At 72.3% G+C, this 19,052-nt stretch carries 17 protein-coding genes, 1 tRNA gene and 1 other RNA gene; 13 read left to right on the top strand and 6 right to left on the bottom strand.

Annotated elements, in window-relative coordinates; all coding sequences use genetic code 11:
• Window positions 1-126 precede the first annotated feature (126 nt).
• Window positions 127-750 carry a hypothetical protein gene (locus ACFVUH_RS18820; RefSeq protein WP_387914397.1) on the top strand — a complete coding sequence of 208 codons (624 nt, stop codon included), beginning with the start codon at window positions 127-129 and terminating at the stop codon, window positions 748-750.
• On the opposite strand, the gene ACFVUH_RS18825 is transcribed toward ACFVUH_RS18820, so the two are convergent.
• Window positions 732-1,520, bottom strand: a complete 789-nt coding sequence (locus ACFVUH_RS18825; RefSeq protein WP_387914399.1) for an SAVMC3_10250 family protein — start codon at window positions 1,518-1,520, stop codon at window positions 732-734. The genes ACFVUH_RS18820 and ACFVUH_RS18825 overlap by 19 nt on opposite strands.
• A gap of 491 nt (window positions 1,521-2,011) precedes the next feature.
• On the opposite strand from ACFVUH_RS18825, the gene ACFVUH_RS18830 reads away from it, so the two are divergent.
• Complete coding sequence (locus tag ACFVUH_RS18830) at window positions 2,012-3,226, top strand: Shedu anti-phage system protein SduA domain-containing protein (protein WP_387914401.1); 1,215 nt, start codon at window positions 2,012-2,014, stop codon at window positions 3,224-3,226.
• The gene (locus tag ACFVUH_RS18835; protein ID WP_387914402.1) at window positions 3,223-3,540 is read left to right on the top strand and encodes a hypothetical protein; all 318 of its coding nucleotides are present in this window, start codon (window positions 3,223-3,225) and stop codon (window positions 3,538-3,540) included. The genes ACFVUH_RS18830 and ACFVUH_RS18835 overlap by 4 nt, the downstream gene beginning before the upstream one ends.
• 270 nt (window positions 3,541-3,810) lie before the next feature.
• Here ACFVUH_RS18835 and ACFVUH_RS18840 read toward each other — a convergent pair.
• Window positions 3,811-3,895 (bottom strand) — tRNA-Ser (locus tag ACFVUH_RS18840).
• 131 nt (window positions 3,896-4,026) lie between these two features.
• Here ACFVUH_RS18840 and ffs point away from each other — a divergent pair.
• The 10 genes from ffs (at window position 4,027) to ACFVUH_RS18890 (ending at window position 14,471) form a co-directional block, all read left to right on the top strand.
• Window positions 4,027-4,123: signal recognition particle sRNA small type (gene ffs / locus ACFVUH_RS18845), an RNA gene on the top strand.
• Window positions 4,124-4,182: 59 nt separating this feature from the next.
• Window positions 4,183-6,345 (top strand): DNA polymerase III subunit gamma and tau, encoded by a 2,163-nt coding sequence (locus ACFVUH_RS18850; RefSeq protein WP_387914403.1) that lies wholly within the window; start codon window positions 4,183-4,185, stop codon window positions 6,343-6,345.
• 70 nt (window positions 6,346-6,415) lie between these two features.
• A complete protein-coding gene (locus ACFVUH_RS18855) occupies window positions 6,416-6,754 on the top strand; it encodes a YbaB/EbfC family nucleoid-associated protein (protein WP_350541541.1) in 339 nt (112 codons plus the stop codon).
• A 177-nt stretch (window positions 6,755-6,931) separates the two neighbouring features.
• On the top strand, window positions 6,932-7,531 hold the full coding sequence (recR, locus tag ACFVUH_RS18860) for a recombination mediator RecR (RefSeq protein ID WP_344345751.1): 600 nt from the start codon (window positions 6,932-6,934) through the stop codon (window positions 7,529-7,531).
• Window positions 7,524-8,264 carry a DUF5063 domain-containing protein gene (locus ACFVUH_RS18865; RefSeq protein WP_355360477.1) on the top strand — a complete coding sequence of 247 codons (741 nt, stop codon included), beginning with the start codon at window positions 7,524-7,526 and terminating at the stop codon, window positions 8,262-8,264. The genes recR and ACFVUH_RS18865 overlap by 8 nt, the downstream gene beginning before the upstream one ends.
• A 358-nt stretch (window positions 8,265-8,622) precedes the next feature.
• Window positions 8,623-9,903: an aspartate kinase gene (locus ACFVUH_RS18870; protein ID WP_387914404.1), complete on the top strand. Its 1,281-nt coding sequence runs from the start codon at window positions 8,623-8,625 to the stop codon at window positions 9,901-9,903.
• Window positions 9,900-10,994: an aspartate-semialdehyde dehydrogenase gene (locus ACFVUH_RS18875; protein ID WP_387914406.1), complete on the top strand. Its 1,095-nt coding sequence runs from the start codon at window positions 9,900-9,902 to the stop codon at window positions 10,992-10,994. The genes ACFVUH_RS18870 and ACFVUH_RS18875 overlap by 4 nt, the downstream gene beginning before the upstream one ends.
• A gap of 308 nt (window positions 10,995-11,302) precedes the next feature.
• Window positions 11,303-11,857 carry a SigE family RNA polymerase sigma factor gene (locus ACFVUH_RS18880; protein ID WP_387914407.1) on the top strand — a complete coding sequence of 185 codons (555 nt, stop codon included), beginning with the start codon at window positions 11,303-11,305 and terminating at the stop codon, window positions 11,855-11,857.
• Window positions 11,850-13,499 (top strand): hypothetical protein, encoded by a 1,650-nt coding sequence (locus ACFVUH_RS18885; protein ID WP_387914408.1) that lies wholly within the window; start codon window positions 11,850-11,852, stop codon window positions 13,497-13,499. Before ACFVUH_RS18880 ends, ACFVUH_RS18885 begins: the two co-directional genes overlap by 8 nt.
• Window positions 13,500-13,685: 186 nt before the next feature.
• Complete coding sequence (locus ACFVUH_RS18890) at window positions 13,686-14,471, top strand: SURF1 family protein (protein ID WP_355360462.1); 786 nt, start codon at window positions 13,686-13,688, stop codon at window positions 14,469-14,471.
• Between the two features lie 46 nt (window positions 14,472-14,517).
• On the opposite strand, the gene ACFVUH_RS18895 is transcribed toward ACFVUH_RS18890, so the two are convergent.
• The 4 genes from ACFVUH_RS18895 to ACFVUH_RS18910 form a co-directional block, all read right to left on the bottom strand.
• The gene (locus ACFVUH_RS18895; RefSeq protein ID WP_387914409.1) at window positions 14,518-15,015 is read right to left on the bottom strand and encodes a hypothetical protein; all 498 of its coding nucleotides are present in this window, start codon (window positions 15,013-15,015) and stop codon (window positions 14,518-14,520) included.
• A 25-nt stretch (window positions 15,016-15,040) separates the two neighbouring features.
• On the bottom strand, window positions 15,041-16,930 hold the full coding sequence (locus ACFVUH_RS18900; protein WP_387914410.1) for a prolyl oligopeptidase family serine peptidase: 1,890 nt from the start codon (window positions 16,928-16,930) through the stop codon (window positions 15,041-15,043).
• Between the two features lie 112 nt (window positions 16,931-17,042).
• A complete protein-coding gene (locus tag ACFVUH_RS18905; protein ID WP_387914412.1) occupies window positions 17,043-18,461 on the bottom strand; it encodes an MFS transporter in 1,419 nt (472 codons plus the stop codon).
• An 87-nt stretch (window positions 18,462-18,548) separates the two neighbouring features.
• Entirely contained in the window at window positions 18,549-18,926 is a 378-nt protein-coding gene (locus ACFVUH_RS18910; protein WP_387914413.1) for a nuclear transport factor 2 family protein, read from the bottom strand.
• Between the last annotated feature and the right edge of the window lie 126 nt (window positions 18,927-19,052).

Below are 19,052 nucleotides of genomic sequence, written 5' to 3' on the forward strand. Positions count from 1 at the left end.
CAAGACGGAGGGCGCGAAATTCGAACCCATGAATGGCGTATTCCAACACACTACGCCGAAGGCCCAATTTGCTGTCTGAAATTTGCACCTTGCGGTGAGAGGGATGGGATCTCCATCATCTCGTGTGTGACGAGCCAAACACTGATCCGCGTGTTTGTAGCAGCGGCCGCCTTGGTGTATTTGGGCTACGTGCTGGGAGAGGCCGGCGCGATCCGGCGTCGCGATCGCGACCTGGAGGTGATACACCGCCAGGTTGATGCCCAGCTGCGTTTCGCGGAGCAGCAGTCCCGCAGGCAGCGGGACGTGGAGCGCGAGCGGCACGTTCAAGAACGGATGGAAGGCGCATACGAAGCGTTGGGGCGCTGGTTGCACGACCTGGATCGGACCATCGACGAAGTGTGGGCAGGCGCCCACACAGCAGACGAATTGAGCCGTGCCAAAGCTGAGTCGATCGTAGAGAGATGGCCCTGGGGGACCCTTGCCGTGCCCGAGTTCGCCAGCGGTGCACAGCTCTACTGGAGTGGCGAAGTGAGAGCGTTGAACCGGAAGTTTGCTGGTGAATCGGCGCGGTTCATCAGCCGGGCGAGAGCGGCGCTCATGTGCGGCGACGAGGACGGGGAGGGACTACAGGATGTTCGTGGACGGCTGTGGGAGTCGCTGAACGACATGCACGACATTTTGGGCGAGGTCCGCGAACAGGCACGCCGCGACCTCGGAGTTTGGCAGAAGTTTCAGGTCGACGAGGTTTGATGTCGGGTGATCCGTCGCCGCCACCAGCCTTCACGAGTGGGGCGTTGGGGCGCGTTCTCAACGAACAAGGGTGTAGCGACGATCAGACGATGGACGAACTGCGGCGGGCCCGCATCAATGAGGACCTTCGCGTAGCCGCGCATCCTGTTCCGCCGAGGCGGCGTGTACTCGCGGCTCATCCACGAGTACACGCCGTAGGACGCGCTCTCGATGCTGTCGACCAGCCGCCGGTTGGGCACCATTTCAGTCAGGAACTCGGGGATCACTCCGGCGCCGCGAGCGTCGCGTCGTGCGATCTCAGCGATCATCTCGTGCAGCCACGATGTGCCCGAACCCATTCGCCCAGCAGACTGGGCCTGTACGCGCAGGTGCTGGATCGACCCACACAGCAGGACACCGGTGTCGGTAGCTGTGGGATCCGTCGAGGGAGAGCATCCCACGAACAGCGCTATGTCATCCGGAACCGTCCCGCTGTCCTCGTGCACTGTCTTGAGCGCCATGTCGAGGTCGAAATGTACCCACTGGTTCGGACACAGGTTTGATGAGTCCAGGCTACATGGAGCGTGGTGCTTGATGAGGCGTCCAACCGCACGCTCCAATCCGGCTTCGGTGACTTGAGGATTGGATGCTGGACTGCCGAGGCTGACTTGGGTGGTAACAGGTCCCACAGGAACCTGGAGCGATCCGCTGAGGAGTGGAAAACGAGGGTCGGTGGCTCCCAGCAGACATGCGTTGAGCTTCTGTTCTGACAGATAGACCAGATCGCGCACCTGAACCTCCGTTCAAGCTTCACTGTGGCTGGATTCTCGGCTGGATCAACGTCCCTCAAACCCATGGGTTCCGTGAATGTGTGTTGTGGGGCCCGCTCGCTCTGGCGGCCGAGACGGAGGCTGCGAGATTCGAACTCGTGAGGGATTGCCCCCAACACGCTTTCCGCTTCTCCCGAACTGTGTCCGTCGGGGTTCACGCTGAGCCTGACCAGCCGAGGCGCTGAGCACAAGGCGCCGCATGAACCGTGCTGCATGCCGGTGAACGAGACCGAAACTGAGACTGGACGACCGCTGTGGGTTCATGCCGGCTTCCGGTGGGTGCGGTAGGCGGTGGTCGCGTCGGTCAGCTTGTCAGGGGCTCCGGGCCAGCCCGCTCGGTCAGCGTGAGGATCTGTTCGATCGCCTTGGTGGCGTCCGCAGTGGGCGACCGTAACCGGACGTCCGGGGCGGACGCCAAGGCAGTTGTCAGTGCCCGACCTTAGGGTGGCTGGATGGCATTCCGATCCAGCTTCTCGCTCCTGCGCATGGTTGAGGTAGCAAAAGAGCTGACCGACCAAGCGCGCATCCTGCAACGTATCGACGCGGTACTGCGCATCATGAAGGTCGACCGCACATACGGTAAGGGGCGGTCGTTGGTGGACGCCCTGGATGATGTGGCCCAGGAGGCCATTCTTTGTGGGGACTTCGGGCTTGCTCAACGCTTTCAGCGATTCGCCGGCTATGCCGGTGGAGAACTATTCCTCGAAGTTGTGGAGGCGTACTACGACGAGGATTCCCAGCAGCGCGGTGAGGAACTCATGCGGAGGATGGCTGCTCTCGGCGCCGACCGGGCGGTTGCCGCTCTTGACGTGCTCTGCCGTGACAATCCGGACGCGACAGCCTCGGATGCCCGTGATCTCTTCCGCGGTATTGCTCAGTCCGCCAGCCATCTGGGCGTCGAGGCTGGTGAGGGCGGGATCCGGCTGTCCACTCGAGAGGTGAGACGACTCCAGCAGTATGGCCATATGGAGATACTCCTACGGAGCTTGCCGCAGCTGGCCTCTGGTGAGGCTGTCCGGCTGATGGGCGATGTCCTGGCTGATGCCGACGCCGGGCTGCTGGCCCAGTTCCTCGAGCTCAAAGCCAGGCGGGCCAGTCTCGCGGCGCTGAGGGCAGCGGTGGACGAGCCCACCAGCTCCGAGAGCGCTCTTCACGCCTGCTTGAAGAATCAGGAGTGGATCTTCGGCGGGGCCTACGTGGGCGAGTTGGCGCGCCGTCAGTACACCCCGGACACCATCCTGGACATCCCGCTCCTGCGCGCTGACGGTTCCCTGCACGTCGTTGAACTCAAACGCGCCAATGTCGGGACCTTGGTCATTCGACGCAACGGGCATCTGATGCTGGGCGCGCTGGCCCACCAGGCGGTTTCGCAGGCCCAGAGCTACCTGCGGACCCTGGACGAGAACCGGCGGACCATCCTGGCCGACTACGGCGTCGACAGCCGTCGGGCCTCGGCGACCATCGTGATCGGCCACTCGCGCTACGTGGGAGGGGACATCACGCCCCTGGAGGTCGCGGAGACGCTGCGTACCTACAACACGCATGCCACCCGCATAGAAGTGATCACCTACGAGACCCTGCTGGATTCGGCGGCCCGGATGCTGGCGCTGTCGTCCGCGCAGCAGGACTCCGAATCGGCCCAGGAACCTGAGGAGCCAGAGGCATGACCAACACCCCACCCGCGATGGAGCAGCTCCTGGCCCGCCTCTGCGGTGGCTCGGTCACCGCGGGGGACTATGTGGGTTACTTCCTCAACGAGTACGGCGAGGAGCTCGTCTTCGCCCAGCGCCCAGGAGAGAAGACGGCGCGGCTCTGGCACAGCGATGCGGACTGGGAGATGTTCCGCGTCGGCGACCACTCGATACGGGTCGGCGAGGTTATGGATGGGGCGATCACCGTCAGCGGTTTGATCATCAACCAGCCCGAGGCGACCTGGCTGTCCTCGTGCCTGGCCGCATCCCGCCACCTGCGTCGGCGATAGCCATGAGGCGCTGATGGTCAGGACCACATCACGTGGTCCTGACAATGTCGGCTCCTGCCCCCGCTGGTGCCAGCGGGGGCAGCCACTCCAGCACCTGGTCGGCCAGTCTCTTCCCGAGCCGAAGGGCTGCCGGATGCCCAATCGCGGCGTGCCGAAGAGATGGCGACCGTCATGCGGCGGAAGGTGCGGAACGAACGCCAGTCACAGAAGCGACGAAGGCCCCGACCGGCGAACCAGTCGGGGCCTTTCGTTTGCCCTGGCGGGCGAAGGCGGAGGATACGAGATTCGAACTCGTGAGGGGTTGCCCCCAACACGCTTTCCAAGCGTGCGCCCTAGGCCTCTAGGCGAATCCTCCGAGGGAGAGCTTAGTACATGTTTTGGGGTGGTCGCGACCACGTATGTGGTGGGTGAGGGGTGGGGGTGGCCTGCGGATGCGGGGGTGGGGGTGGTGGTGGAGGGGTGGGGTCGGGATCCGGTAGTGTTGGGGGCAGCCCCTCGTGTGGCGCCATCTTTTTGAACCCCCCCAGGGCCGGAAGGCAGCAAGGGTAGGAGAGCTCTGGCGGGTGCGCGAGGGGTCTTTGCGTTCCCGGGCGGGGTCGGGGGAGGCCGCGTTTGTCGGTCCGTCCCGATATCGTCGGTGGTGTGTCCCTAGCCCTGTACCGCCGCTACCGCCCCGAGACCTTCGCGGAGGTCATCGGGCAGGAGCACGTGACTGCTCCGCTCCAGCAGGCCCTGCGCAACAACAGGGTCAACCACGCCTACCTGTTCAGTGGCCCGCGCGGCTGCGGCAAGACGACGAGTGCGCGCATCCTGGCCCGCTGTCTGAACTGCGAGCAGGGGCCGACGCCGACGCCGTGCGGCGAGTGCCAGTCCTGCCGGGACCTCGCCACGGGCGGGCCCGGGTCGATCGATGTGATCGAGATCGACGCGGCCTCGCACGGTGGTGTGGACGACGCGCGCGAGCTGCGTGAGCGGGCGTTCTTCGCGCCGGTGCACAGCCGGTACAAGATCTTCATCCTGGACGAGGCGCACATGGTGACCTCGGCCGGCTTCAACGCGCTGCTGAAGGTGGTGGAGGAGCCTCCGGAGCACCTCAAGTTCATCTTCGCGACCACCGAGCCGGAGAAGGTGATCGGGACGATCCGGTCCCGGACGCACCACTACCCGTTCCGGCTGGTGCCGCCCGGCACGCTGCGCGACTACCTGGCGGAGGTGTGCGGCCGGGAGGGGATCCAGGTCGAGGACTCGGTGTTCCCGCTGGTGGTGCGGGCGGGGGCCGGGTCGGTGCGTGACTCGATGTCGGTGATGGACCAGCTGCTGGCCGGCGCGAGCGAGGGCGGCGTCACGTACCAGATGGCCACCGCGCTGCTCGGGTACACGGACTCGGCGCTGCTGGACGAGGTGGTGGACGCGTTCGCCGCGCACGACGGGGCGACCGTGTTCCAGGTGGTCGACCGGGTGGTCGAGGGCGGGCACGACCCGCGGCGGTTCGTCACGGACCTGCTGGAGCGGCTGCGCGACCTGGTGATCCTCGCCACAGTGCCGGACGCGGGGGAGAAGGGGCTGATCGACGCCCCGGCGGACCGGGTCGCGGTGATGCAGGCGCAGGCGGACGCGTTCGGGGCGGCCGAGCTGAGCCGGGCGGCGGACATCGTCAACACCGGGCTGACGGAGATGCGCGGCAACGCGGCGCCCCGGTTGCAGCTGGAGCTGATCTGCGCCCGGGTGATGCTTCCGGGCGCGTACAGCGACGAGCTGTCGTTGCAGGCGCGGTTGGACAAGCTGGAGCGCAGGGCCGCGGCCGGAGGGATGGTCGGTGGCGCGGTCGCGGGGATGGCGGCGGTCGCCCCGGTGGTGATGCCGGAGGTGCAGCAGTCGGTGCCGCAGCCCGTGCAGCAGCCGGTGGCTCCGGTGCAGGCCGCGCCCGCGCCCGCGCCCGCCCCTGCTCCGGCACCCGCGCCGCCCGCGCAGCCGGCCGGGCCGGCGCCCGGGGCATGGCCGATCAAGCGGAGCTTCCCGCCGGCAGCCGGGGAGGCGCCCGCCCCCGCGCCCGCGCCGACGGCTCCGGCGCCCGCTCCGGTGGCCCCGGCCCCCACCCCCGCGCCCGCCCCGGCCCCCGTGCCGGTCGCGGCGGCCGGTGGGCAGCCGTCGGCGGCGGCACAGCAGGGCGCCGCGCAGGTGCGGCAGCTGTGGCCGCAGATCCTGGAGGCGGTGAAGAACCGGCGCCGGTTCACCTGGATCCTGCTGAGCCAGAACGGTCAGGTGGCCGGGTTCGACGGCAGCGTGCTCCAGGTCTCGTTCATCAACGCGGGCGCCCGCGACAGCTTCGTCAGCAGCAACAGCGACGACGTGCTGCGGTCCGCGCTGTCCGACGCGCTGGGCGTGGACTGGCGGATCGAGTGCATCGTCGACCCGTCGGGCGGCGCGGGCGGCGCGGGCGGCACGGGCGGCACGGGCGGCACGGGCAGCGTTGGTGGGGGCGGCGGCGGGGGCGGCTGGGGTGCCGCGCCGGCGCGTCCGGTGGCGTCCGCGCCCCCGGTGCAGCCCGCCGCTCCGGTGCCCGCGCCCGCGCCCGTTCCGCAGCCGCAGGCGGCGCCGGTCGCACCGGTGTCCCCGCCCGTCCAGGCACCGCCGCCGGTGGCTCCGGCGGCCCCGGCGCGGCCGGTGCAGGCGGTGGCCCCGGAGGACGACATCCCGGAGGCGGACGACCCCGATCTCAACGAGGAGGCGTTCTCCGGCCAGGAGCTGATCATCCGCGAGCTGGGCGCCACGGTGCTGGAGGAGATCCGGCACGGTGGGAACTGACCAGCACGTAGGCTCGTCGAGGACGTACCAGAGGACGCAGCAAGCGCAGACCGAACACAAGGAGTGAGCCGTGTTTCCCGGTGGTGGCCAGCCCAACATGCAGGCGCTGCTCAAGCAGGCGCAGAAGATGCAGCAGGACCTCGCCCAGGCGCAGCAGGAGCTGGCCGAGGCCAAGGTGACCGGTTCGGCCGGCGGCGGCCTGGTCGAGGCGACGGTGACCGGTTCCGGGGAGCTGGTGGCGCTCACCATCGCCCCGGCGGCCGTGGACCCGGAGGACACCGAGACCCTGGCGGACCTGGTGCTGGCGGCCGTCCGGGACGCCAACCAGGCCGCGCAGAAGATGCAGGCCGAGCGGATGGGCCCGCTGACCCAGGGCCTCGGCGGCGGGATCCCCGGTCTGCCGTTCTGAGCGTGGTCAGGGGCGGCCCGTGGCGGGCCGTGACGGTCCGGAGTTCAGCCGATGGACCTGTGTGATTTATGCGGGAGTCGGGCGTCGGGCGGTGTGCCCGGCGTCCGATTCGTTGGATGATGGCACCGGAGCACCCCGTGCGGGTACCACCGGTCGAACCCGAGGGAAGGCGCGACGTTGTACGAGGGCGTGGTTCAGGACCTGATCGACGAACTGGGCAGGCTGCCCGGCGTCGGGCCCAAGAGCGCGCAGCGGATCGCCTTCCACGTCCTGCAGGCCGACCCGGTCGACGTCCGCCGGCTGGCGCACGCGCTGCTGGAGGTCAAGGACAAGGTGCGGTTCTGCGCCGTCTGCGGCAACGTCGCGGAGGCCGAGCAGTGCCGGGTCTGCCTCGACCCGCGCCGTGACCTCGGTGTCATCTGCGTGGTCGAGGAGCCCAAGGACGTCGTCGCCATCGAGCGCACCCGGGAGTTCCGCGGCCGCTACCACGTGCTGGGCGGCGCGATCAGCCCGATCGAGGGCGTCGGTCCGGACGACCTGCGGATCCGGGAACTGCTGGCGCGGCTCGCCGACGGCACGGTCACCGAGCTGATCCTGGCCACCGACCCCAATCTGGAGGGGGAGGCGACCGCCACCTACCTGGCCCGGCTCTGCAAGCCGATGGGCCTGAAGGTGACCCGTCTGGCGAGCGGCCTGCCCGTCGGCGGGGATCTGGAGTACGCGGACGAGGTCACGCTCGGTCGCGCCTTCGAAGGGAGACGACTGCTCGATGTCTGACCGGACGATCAACCAGCAGCCCCACACGCCCCACCAGGCCGGACCGGAAGAGGACCGGCGCAGCCCGCAGGACGCGCAGCACGAGCCGCACGCCCCGCACACGCACGGGCACGGTTCGGAGCCGGACGACTTCGCGGTGCAGATCGCGGACTCGGTGGAGAGCTTCGTGCTCTCGGTGACCGAGGTCGCCAAGGGTGACGAGCCCGGCAGCGCCGTCTCGCTGCTCCTCCTGGAGGTCTCGCAGCTGCTGCTGGCCGGCGGCCGGCTGGGTGCCATCGAGGACGTCGTCCCCGAGGACCGCTTCGAGCCCGACGCCGGGCCGGAGCCGGACGGCGAGCAGCTGCGCGAGCGGCTGGCCGAGCTGCTCGCGCCGATCGACGTCTACCACGAGGTGTTCGACCCGTACGGGCCGCCGGAGAAGCCGAACGCCTTCCGGATCTCGGACGACCTGGCCGGGGTGGTGGGGGAGCTGCAGCACGGGCTCACCCACTACCGCGAGGGCCGGGTCAGCGAGGCGCTCTGGTGGTGGCAGTTCTCGTACCTGTCCAACTGGGGCACCACCTGCACGGCGGTGCTGCGGGCGCTGCAGTCGCTGATCGCGCACGTCCGGCTGGACAGCCCGATCGGGGCGGCGCCGGACGGCGCGGACACCGACAACGACGGGCTCACCGACGAGCAGCTGGAGCAGCAGGCCGGCGATCTCATGGCGGCGGAGCTGGGTCTGGGGCGGTAGGGCGCACCGGCGGCCCGGGCGGCGCCGGTACCCCCGGCACCGGGGCCCGGGCGGTGCCTCGGCGCCGGGCCGGGCCGCGGACTGTGACGGAAGCCTCACTCCGCCCCCCGGGGCGGAAAACCCCGGGGTGTCCGTCCGTTCGTCCGCCGATTCTCCGGAACGGCGGCGGCCCGCCCGCAGACCTGCCGGTCCGGGTAGCCACACCCCCGCTCACCTGCTGAAACATGTGTCTCATCATATGGAAAGCGGGGGGCGGAGCACCCTCGCTCGGTAGACTGGCGCCGACCGCACCGCCCCCGCCACCCGGGGGTGCGGGGGCCGATCGCCCCCGAAAGACGACACAAGTCGAGGAGCGCACGTGGGCCTTGTCGTGCAGAAGTACGGCGGCTCATCCGTTGCGGATGCCGAGGGCATCAAGCGCGTGGCCCGTCGAATCGTTGACGCCAAGAAGGCCGGCCATGAGGTCGTCGTCGTGGTGTCCGCGATGGGCGACACGACGGACGAGCTCATCGAACTCGCGGAGCAGGTGTCACCTCTCCCCGCCGGCCGCGAGTTCGACATGCTGCTGACCGCTGGAGAGCGCATCTCCATGGCGCTGCTGGCCATGGCGATCAAATCCCTGGGCCACGAGGCGCAGTCGTTCACAGGAAGCCAGGCCGGCGTCATCACCGACTCCGTCCACAACAAGGCGCGCATCATCGACGTGACGCCGGGCCGCATCCGCACCGCCCTTGACCAGGGCAACATCGCGATCGTGGCCGGTTTCCAGGGCGTGTCGCAGACCAGCAAGGACATCACCACGCTCGGTCGCGGCGGCTCGGACACCACCGCCGTCGCCCTCGCCGCCGCCCTCAAGGCGGAGGTCTGCGAGATCTACACCGACGTGGACGGCGTGTTCACCGCCGACCCGCGCGTGGTGAAGAAGGCCCGCAAGATCGACTGGATCGCGTACGAGGACATGCTGGAGCTGGCCTCGTCCGGATCCAAGGTGCTGCTCGACCGCTGCGTGGAGTACGCGCGCCGCTACAACATCCCGATTCACGTACGCTCGTCCTTCTCGGGCCTCCCCGGGACGATCGTCAGCAACGACAACCCGAATCAGCCCGAAGGGGGCGAGATGGAGCAGGCCATCATCTCCGGAGTCGCCCATGACACGTCCGAGGCGAAGGTCACGGTCGTCGGCGTTCCCGACAAGCCGGGCGAGGCGGCCCGCATCTTCCGCGCCATCGCCGACGCCGAGATCAACATCGACATGGTCGTGCAGAACGTCTCGGCGGCGTCGACCGGCCTGACCGACATCTCCTTCACCCTGCCGAAGGCCGAGGGCCAGAAGGCCATCGACGCGCTCGACCGGGTCAGGGAGGGCATCGGTTACGAGTCGCTCCGCTACGACGACGCGATCGGCAAGATCTCGCTGGTCGGCGCGGGCATGCGCTCCAACCCGGGGGTCACCGCGACCTTCTTCGAGGCGCTCTCCGCGGCCGGCGTCAACATCGAGCTGATCTCCACCTCGGAGATCCGCATCTCGGTGGTCACCCGCGCCGAGGACGTCAACGCGGCCGTCCAAGCCGTCCACAGCGCCTTCGGGCTGGACAGCGAGACGGACGAGGCCGTCGTCTACGGGGGCACCGGGCGATGACCCGGCGGCCGAACCTCGCCGTCGTCGGCGCCACCGGCGCGGTCGGCGAGGTGCTCCTCGGCCTGCTCTCCCTCCGCCAGGACATCTGGGGCGAGATCCGTCTCGTCGCCTCCCCGCGCTCGGCCGGCCGCAAGGCGGTCGTGCGCGGGGAGCCCGTGGAGGTGCTCCCGCTGCGTGAGGAGGCCTTCGACGGGATCGACGTCGCGCTGTTCGACGTCCCCGAGGAGATCGCCGCCCGCTGGGCGCCGATCGCGGCCGCCAAGGGCGTCGTGGTGGTCGACAACTCCGGCGCGTTCCGGCTGGACGACGCCGTTCCGCTGGTGGTGCCCGAGGTCAACGCGGCGGCTGCCCGGATGCGCTCGCGCGGCATCGTGGCGAGCCCCGACTCCACCACCCTGACCATGATCGCGGCGATCGGCGCGCTGCACGCCGAGTACGGCCTCGAGTCGCTGGTCGTCGCCTCCTACCAGGCCGCCTCCGGGCTCGGCCGGGCCGGCGCGGACGCGCTGCGCACCCAGCTCGCCCAAGTGGCCGGCACCGACGTCGGCGAGCAGACCGGCGACCTGCGCGCGGTGATCGCCGACCACGGGCCGTTCGCCGCCCCGCTGGCGCTCAACGCGGTGCCCTGGACTGGGGTGCTGACGGACGGCGGCTGGTCGTCCGAGGAGCGCACGGTCCGCGACGAGTCCCGCAAGATCCTTGCGCTGCCCCGGCTGAAGGTCTCCGCCACCTGCGTGCGGATCCCGGTGGTGCGCACCCACGCGCTCGCCGTGCACGCGGTGTTCGAGCGCGAGGTCACCCAGGAGCACGCCCGGGAACTCCTGGCGGAGGCGCCCGGGGTGGTGCTCTACGACGACCCGGCGGCGGGCGAGTTCCCCACGCCGAACGACGCGGTCGGCACGGACCCGGTGTGGGTGGGTCGGCTGCGGCGGGCGCTGGACGACCCGAACGCGCTGGACCTCTTCCTCTGCGGGGACAACCTGCGCCGGGGCGCGGCGCTCAACGCGCTCCAGATCGCGGAGCTGGTGGCCGCCGAGGGCGGCGACGCGGCTCCGGACGCCGACCCGGCCTGGGACACCGACCCGGTCTGACCGGGCTCGGCCCGGGACACCGACCCGGTCCGACCGGGCCCGGTCCGACCAGGCCCGGTGCGGACGGTGCCGGGGCTCTGCGCGGGATGTTCGCCGACTGCGCCAGGAATCCTCGCCGAATCCCCTGGAGGCCTCTTCCGTCCATGCGGAAGAATGTCCGCCGGGCTGGGCAACCATGACAGGGGATCGAGTGTCCAACGGGCGTGGCGAACGTGATGGTGGGGGCAGGGACGGGCATCTCGGCGAGAGCCGCAGTGTCGTTCCCGTCGCGTGTCCAGTGGCCTGCGGACAGGCCGGAAGATAGCCAGATGACGGCAGTCGCACCCGGCGCCGCGGAGTCCGGCGCCGGTAGCACCGGCACCGCCGCCGGGACCAGCGAGGATCTGCTCACCGAGACCTATCAGGCGCACTACCGCTCTCTGCTGAGGCTGGCCGCGCTGCTCCTCGACGACCTGTCGAGCTGCGAGGACGTCGTCCAGGAGGCGTTCATCCGGGTGCACGCGGCCCGGCGGCGGGTGCGCGAACCCGAGAAGACGCTGGCCTACCTGCGGCAGACCGTGGTCAACCTGTCCCGCTCGACGCTGCGGCGCAGGATCCTCGGACTGCGGTTGCTGCAGAAGCCGATGCCTGACATGGCCAGTGCAGAGGAAGGCGCCTACGATGCGCTGGAGCGTGACCAGTTGAAGGTCGCGCTGCGGGGTCTGCAACGCCGTCAGCGGGAGGTTCTGGTGCTGCGCTACTTCGTGGACATGACGGAGGCGCAGGTGGCGGAGACCCTGGGCATCTCGCTCGGTTCGGTGAAGGCGTACGGCTCACGAGGGCTGGCCGCGCTGCGGGTCCAGATGGAGGCCGGGCATGGCTGAGAACGACGGTACGGGCACGGGCGGGGGTGCCGCGTTCGGCGGTGGCGCCGCCTTCGGCGGGGAGGAGCCCCGCGAGCGCGAGGAGCGGCTGGTCCGGGAGCTGATGCAGCGGGCCGTGGCCGAGGTGGAGCCCGCACCCGGCGGCCTGCAGCACATCCGGCGGGCGGTGCCGCGTCGGCGGGCCGTCCGGCGCGGGGCCTGGACGGGCGCCGCCGCGGTGGTGGCCGCCGCCTCCTTCCTGATGCCGGCCCTGCACACCGCGGACCACCTCGGCCTGTCCGGCGGTCCCGGCTCGCCCGGCGCCGCGAGCGGGAGCGCCTCCGCCACCGTCACGGGCACCGTCCCCGGCGGCGCCACCGGCACGCCCGGACCGCCGCCGGCCGCCGACCTCGGGCTGCCGGTCGTACCGGGCGTCCCGTCCGGCACCGTCGGCGGCTCACCGAGCGCCGGCCCGAGCACCACCCGTCCCGCGCCCGGTACGGTCCCCCCGGCCACCTCCGCCACCACCGGCGGGAGCGACGCCCCGGCGCCGGCGCTGTGCACGCGCTCCGACCTCGGGCAGGGCGCCACGCAGCTGGGCGCCGCGGACGCCGAAGGGCGGATCTACGGCTCCTTCACCGTGACCAACGTCTCCGGGCGCAGCTGCCAGCTGGGCGGGCCCGGCTCGGTCACCGTCACCGGCGTCGCGACGCCGGACAGCGGCCGCGTCCGGATCGCCTTCCACACCGCCGGCGACCCGGCTACCGACCTGCCCGCGCCCGGGCCCTCGTCCGGCCCCGCGTCCGGGAAGGACGCGGGGAGCGACGGCCTCGTCCTCGTACCCCGGGCCGGGTACCGGGTGGACTTCGCCTGGATCCCGGACCCGGCGGGCTGTTCGACGCCGGGCGGGACGTCCTCGCCGAGCGCCTCCACCGGGTCCGGGCAGCCGGGCACGTCGGGCGGCGGGACCTCGGGCGGCGGTACGTCCGGTGGCGGTACCTCCGGGGGCGGGACCTCGGGCGGCGGGACCTCGGGCGGTGGGACCTCGGGCGGTGGGACCTCGGGCGGTGGCACGTCCGGGGGCGGTACCCCGGGCGGCGGTACGACGGGGGGCGGCGGGCCCGTTCCCGGCGGTACCGCGAGCACCGGGCCGGGGACGGGCCCGGGCGCGGTGCCGGGTGCGAACGGCGGCGGCGGTTCCGGCGGGACCGGCGGTGACACGGACGGCTCGGGTGGCCCGGGCGGCTCGGGTGGTTCGGCCGGGGGCACGGCCTCCGGCGGCGGCTCCGCGGGCACCGGAGGCGCCGGGGCCGGCGGGGTCCAGACGAGCGGACCGATGACCTCGGCGGGCGGCACCAGCGGGGTGCCCGGGGTGGTCCCGGCGTCCGATCCCACCGCGGAGCCGACCACGGCACCGCGGTCGAGCGCGGCGACGGCGGGCACGCCCACCGGGGCGCCGAGCCCGTCGGCCACCCCGACGGCCGGCCCGAGCAGGCCCTCGACGAGCGTGACCCTGGCGTACACCCCGGCGCCGGGCAACCCGGCCGCCGCGACCGCCGTCCTGCCCGGCGCCTGCGCGGGGACGGTGTACCGGACGCTGCCGCAGCCGGTGCCGGCCGACGCCCCGGCCGGCGCGCCCCGTACCTCCCCGTCGGCGGGGTGACCCGCCGCCTGCCGGTGGGCAGGGTGAGCAGGAAGTCGGACCCGCCGACTTCCTGCTCCGGCGGTGGTGTTCGGTGTGTTCGGCGCGTTCCGAGCGGGTGACGCAGGTGGACCGGTCCGCATGTTTTTCGGGGGTCCGGGGGCCCTGGGGGCGGGCGGGGTGTGAGGAGTGGTTACCGTGGGGGGTGTGTACCGGTTCCTCCTCACCCCGCGCTGGCTGAGCGGCACCGCGCTGGCCGTCGCGGCCGTCGCGGTGTGCGTCTGGCTCGGCTCCTGGCAGCTCGGCCGGTTCGAGGACCGGGTCTCCTCGCACCAGGAGATCAGCCGGGCGGTGGCCGACGGCGGCGCCCCCCGGCCGCTCGACGACGTGCTCGCCGCCGACCGCCCGCAGGTCACCACCGACACCGTCGGCCGCGCCGTGACGGTCACCGGAACCTTCGAGCAGGAGCACCAACTGCTCGTCCCCAACCGCGTGCTGGACGGCAAGCAGGGCTACTACGTGCTCACCCCGCTGCGTACCGCCGACGGCCGGACCGCCGCGGTCGTCCGCGGCTGGGCGGCCGGTGAACCCCCGGCCGGGGCGACCGTGCCCGCGCCGGCCGGTGAGGTGACCGTGACCGGCCGCCTCCAGGCGGGTGAGACCAGCGGCAGCGGCGGCGCCGTCGCCGGCGGCCTCCCGGACGGGCAGCTCGGCACGATCAACCGGGCCGCGCTCGTCAACAAGCTCGCCCTGGACGGCTGGTACGACGGCTGGGTGTCCACCGACACCGCGCCGGAAGGGTTCACCCCCGTGCCGACCGTGCAGCCGCAGGGCGGTGACGGGCTCTCCCTGCGCGCGTTCCAGAACCTCGGCTACACGCTGGAGTGGTTCGTCTTCGGCGGCTTCGTGGTGTTCATGTGGTTCCGCCTGGTGCGCCGCGAGGCGGAGGCGGAGCAGGACCGGGCCCTCGGGCTGGACCCGGTCCTGGACTGACACCGGACGGTCGGTCGTCCGGTCGTCCGGTCGTCCGGCCCTCCGGTCAGCGGGTCGGCTTCGCCGGCGGAACGGCCGGAACGGCCGGCTTGGTCGGGACAGCCGGTACCGTCGGCGTCGGCGTCGGCGCCGTGGGCGACGGTGAGACGGTCGGCGGCGGCGGGTTGTCGCACCGGCGGGCGCTGTTGTTGCCGTTGCCGCCGCCGTTGTTGTCGTCCGAGTCGTAGGTGTCGGTGTGGTGGCGCGTCTTGCGGCCGCTCTTCGATCCCTTGGACCCCTTCGAGCCCGACTTGGCGAGCACCACCACGCCGCCGTCCTCCCCGGCCCAGGCCCCGGCCCAGGCCCCCTCGACCGTGGTGGTGCGGAACGCCGCACTCACCACGGTCGAGGTGGCCGTCGGCGACGGGGACCACGACGGCGACGGCGAGGCGGGCGGCGGACAGGCCGCGCTCCCGCCGCCGCCACCGCCGTCCTGGCCCGAGCAGCCGGTGAGCACCAGCACCCCGGCCACCCCCGCCCCCACGATCGTCAGCAGGCGCCTCACCCCGTACCCCCCGTTCCCGCGTCCCTTACGGCTGCGCGTCCGCCCGATTCTCGCCCACCGCCGCACCGCCGAGGTGCCGGCGGACGAAGTCGATCTCCAGCCGCAGCTGCTTGATCCGCTCGTCCACGACCAGCGACCCGTGCCCGGCGTCGTACCGGTACACCTCGTGCGGCTTGCCGAGCTGCTCCAGCCTCTCGACGTAGTTGTCGATCTGCTGGATCGGGCAGCGCGGGTCGTTCACCCCGGCGCTGATGTACACCGGCACCCGCACCCGCTCGACGTACGTCAGCGGCGAGGACGCCGTCCAGCGCTCGGGCACCTCCTCCGGCGTGCCGCCGAACAGCGTGCGGTCGATCGCCTTCAGCGCCTCCATCTCGTCGTCGTACGCCGTCAGGTAGTCCGCGACCGGCACGGCGGCGACGCCGAGGCTCCACAGCTCCGGCTGCGTCCCGAGGCCGAGCAGCGTGAGGTAGCCGCCCCAGGAGCCGCCGGACAGCACCAGCCGCTCCGGATCGGCCAGCCCGCTCGCCACCGCCCACTCGCGCACGGCGGCGATGTCCTCCAGCTCGATCAGCCCGACCCGCTCGCGCAGCGCGTCCGTCCAGGCCTGGCCGTAGCCGGTCGAACCGCGGTAGTTGACCCGGACCACCGCGAAGCCGTGGTCCAGCCAGGCGGCCGGTCCGGCGGCGAAGGAGTCGCTGTCGTGGTGGGTCGGGCCGCCGTGGACCTCGAACACGGTCGGGAACGGTCCCTCGCCCGCCCCGGCGCCGGCCGGTCGCTGGACCAGCGCGTGCACCCGCCCGCCGGGCCCGTCCACCCAGACGTCCTCGACCGGCACCGAGCCGGGCGGGACGGCGCCGGGGGCGCGCAGCACCACGGTGCCGGCGGTGGACCGCACGGCCGACGGCTCGGCGGCGGAGGACCAGAGGAACTCCACGGTGCCGTCCGGGCGCGGGGTGGCGCCGCCGACGGTGCCGCGCGGGGTGTCCAGCCGGGTGAGCACGCCCTCGTCCAGCGCGTACGAGAACAGCTCGCTGCGCGCCTCGTACTCGTGCTCGATCAGCAGCGTGCGGGCGTCGGGCCGCCACTGGGCGGAGAGGTCGCCGGGCAGCTCGTGGCCCTGCTCGTCGCGCAGCCGCAGCGCCGTCTCGGTGCCGGTCGCGACGTCCCAGATGATCGGCTCCCAGCGGCCGGTGCGCTGGTGGGCGACCAGCAGCCGGGTGTCGCCGTCGAGCGGCGCGAAGCCCAGGCAGGCCACCCCGTGCGGCTCGTCGTGGCCGGTGACCTCGTCCAGTTCGGCCACGGTCGTGACGTCGGCGCCCTCGGCGGGCAGCCGGACGACCCGGATCGCGCCGTGCATGGCGTCGCCGTGCTCGGTGTGGTCGATGGCCAGCAGGGTGCCGTCGTGGCTGAGGTCGCCGACGCCGCCGTACTCGGCGTGCCGGTAGATCTCGACCGCCTGCGCCGCGCCGGGGCGGCGCAGGTGCAGGGTGGTGCCGCCGTCGTCGGTGGAGCGGCCGACCACCACGGTGCCGTCCCGGCCCAGGGCCAGGCCCGCCTCGTAGGACGGGGCGAGGCCGGGGACGGCCTCCTCGTCGGGACCGTCGGCGCCCTCGGGGCGGCCGGCGAAGGGCTGGCGGCGCCAGATGCCGAACTCGTCGCCGTCGCTGTCGTCGAACCACCAGATCCACTCGCCGTCGGGGGACAGCTCGGCGTCGGTGGTGCCGTTGGGGCGGTCGGTGACCCGCCGGTGGGTGTCGGTGGCGCGGTCCCAGGCGTAGACCTCGTAGGTGCCGCTGGCGTTGGACACGTACAGCGCCCGCTCCGGGGCGTCCTCCGCCCAGTCCGGCAGGGAGACCCGTGCCGCCCTGAACCGCTGCTCCCACGCCGGTACGGCGCTCTTCTCCTCGCTCATCCACCCATCCAACCCGATCGGGGGGAGGAAACGGAACGGGAGGGCGGCAGGGAAAGCGGCAGGAAGAGGGGACGCTCCGCGAGGCGACCCCCCTCCCCCGGTGCCCAGTGGCTCACCCCGTGCGGCGCGGCAGCAGCTGGACCAGGCCCGCGAGCAGCACCTCCAGCACCGCCAGCGCCGCGAGGCTGCGCCCGAACGCGGTGGCCGGGTCGGCGGCGGCGTAGTACAGGATGCCGATCAGCGCGACCCCGAGCGCCCCCGCCACCTGCTGGACGGTGGCCACCAGGCCCGCCGCCGAGCCGGCCAGCCGCGGTTCGACGACCGCCAGCACCGCGGACGTCACCGGGGCGATCACCAGGCCCATCCCGAGCCCGTCCACGAACAGGCCGGGCGCCAGCCACCAGACGCTGCCGGTGGTGCCCGTGGCGTGCACCGCGAGGCCGAGCAGGCCCAGCCCGGCGGCCATCAGCAGCCCGCCGAGCGCGATCGTCTGCCGGCCCAGCCGGGCGGTGACGCGGTGCACGGCGGTGGAGGTCACCAGGTAGCCGAGGCCGATCGCGGTGAAGACCAGGCCCGCGCCGAGCGCGTCCAGGCCGTGGCCCGGCTGGAGGTAGAGGGCGAGCACCAGGAAGAACGACCCCTGGCCGAGCGAGAAGGCCAGCTGCGCGAGCAGACCGGTGGTGAACGCGCGGCCGGCGAACAGCCGGGTGTCGAGCAGCGGTGAGCGGCCCGCCAGGCCGCCGCGGTGCTGGTGGACGGCGAAGAGCGCGAGCAGGGCGATCGAGGCGCTCAGGCAGAGCCAGGTCCACAGCGGCCAGCCGGCCCCGGGGCCCTGGATCAGCGGCAGCACCAGGCCGGTCAGCGCGACGGTGACCAGCGCGACGCCCACCGGGTCCAGGCCCGGCCGGTGCGGGGCGCGCGACTCGGGCAGGCAGCGCCGCACCAGCACCAGGGCGGCCAGGCCGACCGGCAGGTTGAGCAGGAAGCAGCTGCGCCAGTCCAGGCCGAACAGGTCGGCGCGGATCAGCACGCCGCCGATCAGCTGGCCGAAGACGGCGCCGATCCCCATGGTCAGCCCGTACATCGAGAACGCCCGGGCCTGCGCCGCGCCGCTGTACGCCGTCCGCAGGATCGCCAGCACCTGCGGACTCATCAGCGCCGCGGCCAGCCCCTGGGCCACCCGGGCGGCGACCAGCGCGCCCGCGGTCGGCGCCAGGCCGCAGGCCGCCGAGGCCAGGGTGAACAGGGCCAGGCCGAGCTCGAACAGCCGGCGCCGGCCGTAGCGGTCGCCGAGCCGGCCGGCGGTGATCAGTCCGACGGCGAGGGCGAGGCCGAAGCCGGCGACCACCCACTGGACGGCGGCCGGTCCGGCCCGCAGATCGGTCTGCAGGGAGGGGATGGCGACGTTGACGACGAAGACGTCGAGGGCGGTCATGAAGGTCGCGGTCAGGAGGACCGGCAGCAGACCGCGCGGGGCGGGGACGGCCGAGGTCGCGCGGGCGGTCGGACGGGCAGTGAGCGTCCTGGACAACTCTTCGTCTCCTGTGACGTGTTGGGGGAGCGGCGGGGGCGGGCACCGGGGCGCCCGCCCCCGCCGGTCGAAGGGGCGGTGTCGACCTCAGGCACCCGGGACGCGGTCGAGGAAGCCGTACACCGAGGCGATCCGGCCCGCCGCGTCGGCGACCAGCACGTCGAAGCCGATGACCAGCGGCTCCTCGCCGGCCGGGCCGAGGTTCCACGTGAAACGTGCGATGTCGTGGTGGGCGTCGACCGGGCCGAGGGTGAACACCAGGCCGGGGAACTGCGCCTGGGCGGCGCCGATCAGCGCGTCGACGCCCTCGCGGCCGGAAACGGCGGCCAGCGGGTCGGTGTAGCTGCCGTCCTCGGCCCAGGCGTCGTCGACCAGCTTCCGGCGGGCGGCCGGGTCGGTCTCGTTCCAGGCGGCGAGGTAGCGGGCGGCGAGCTGGCGGAGGTCGGTCGGCTGGGTGGCGGTCATGGTCTTCTCCCCTGTCCGGTAGGCCTGTTGGCGGGTCGTTCCCGCTGGTCAAGACGGTACGGACGGCGGGCAGCGGGCGAATCCGTCACGGATAGGTAGCGGTGTACGTACGCCGCCGCCAGTAGG

The sequence above is a fragment of the Kitasatospora sp. NPDC058032 genome, from assembly GCF_042885845.1.
Classification (GTDB): Bacteria; Actinomycetota; Actinomycetes; order Streptomycetales; family Streptomycetaceae; genus Kitasatospora.

Coding starts and splice junctions, on each gene's coding strand:
- ACFVUH_RS18830 (WP_387914401.1), top strand. CDS start 2,012: ATGGCATTCCGATCCAGCTTCTCGCTCCTGCGCATGGTTGAGGTAGCA.
- ACFVUH_RS18835 (WP_387914402.1), top strand. CDS start 3,223: ATGACCAACACCCCACCCGCGATGGAGCAGCTCCTGGCCCGCCTCTGC.
- ACFVUH_RS18865 (WP_355360477.1), top strand. CDS start 7,524: ATGTCTGACCGGACGATCAACCAGCAGCCCCACACGCCCCACCAGGCC.
- ACFVUH_RS18875 (WP_387914406.1), top strand. CDS start 9,900: ATGACCCGGCGGCCGAACCTCGCCGTCGTCGGCGCCACCGGCGCGGTC.
- ACFVUH_RS18880 (WP_387914407.1), top strand. CDS start 11,303: ATGACGGCAGTCGCACCCGGCGCCGCGGAGTCCGGCGCCGGTAGCACC.
- ACFVUH_RS18885 (WP_387914408.1), top strand. CDS start 11,850: ATGGCTGAGAACGACGGTACGGGCACGGGCGGGGGTGCCGCGTTCGGC.
- ACFVUH_RS18900 (WP_387914410.1), bottom strand. CDS start 16,930: ATGAGCGAGGAGAAGAGCGCCGTACCGGCGTGGGAGCAGCGGTTCAGG.
- ACFVUH_RS18910 (WP_387914413.1), bottom strand. CDS start 18,926: ATGACCGCCACCCAGCCGACCGACCTCCGCCAGCTCGCCGCCCGCTAC.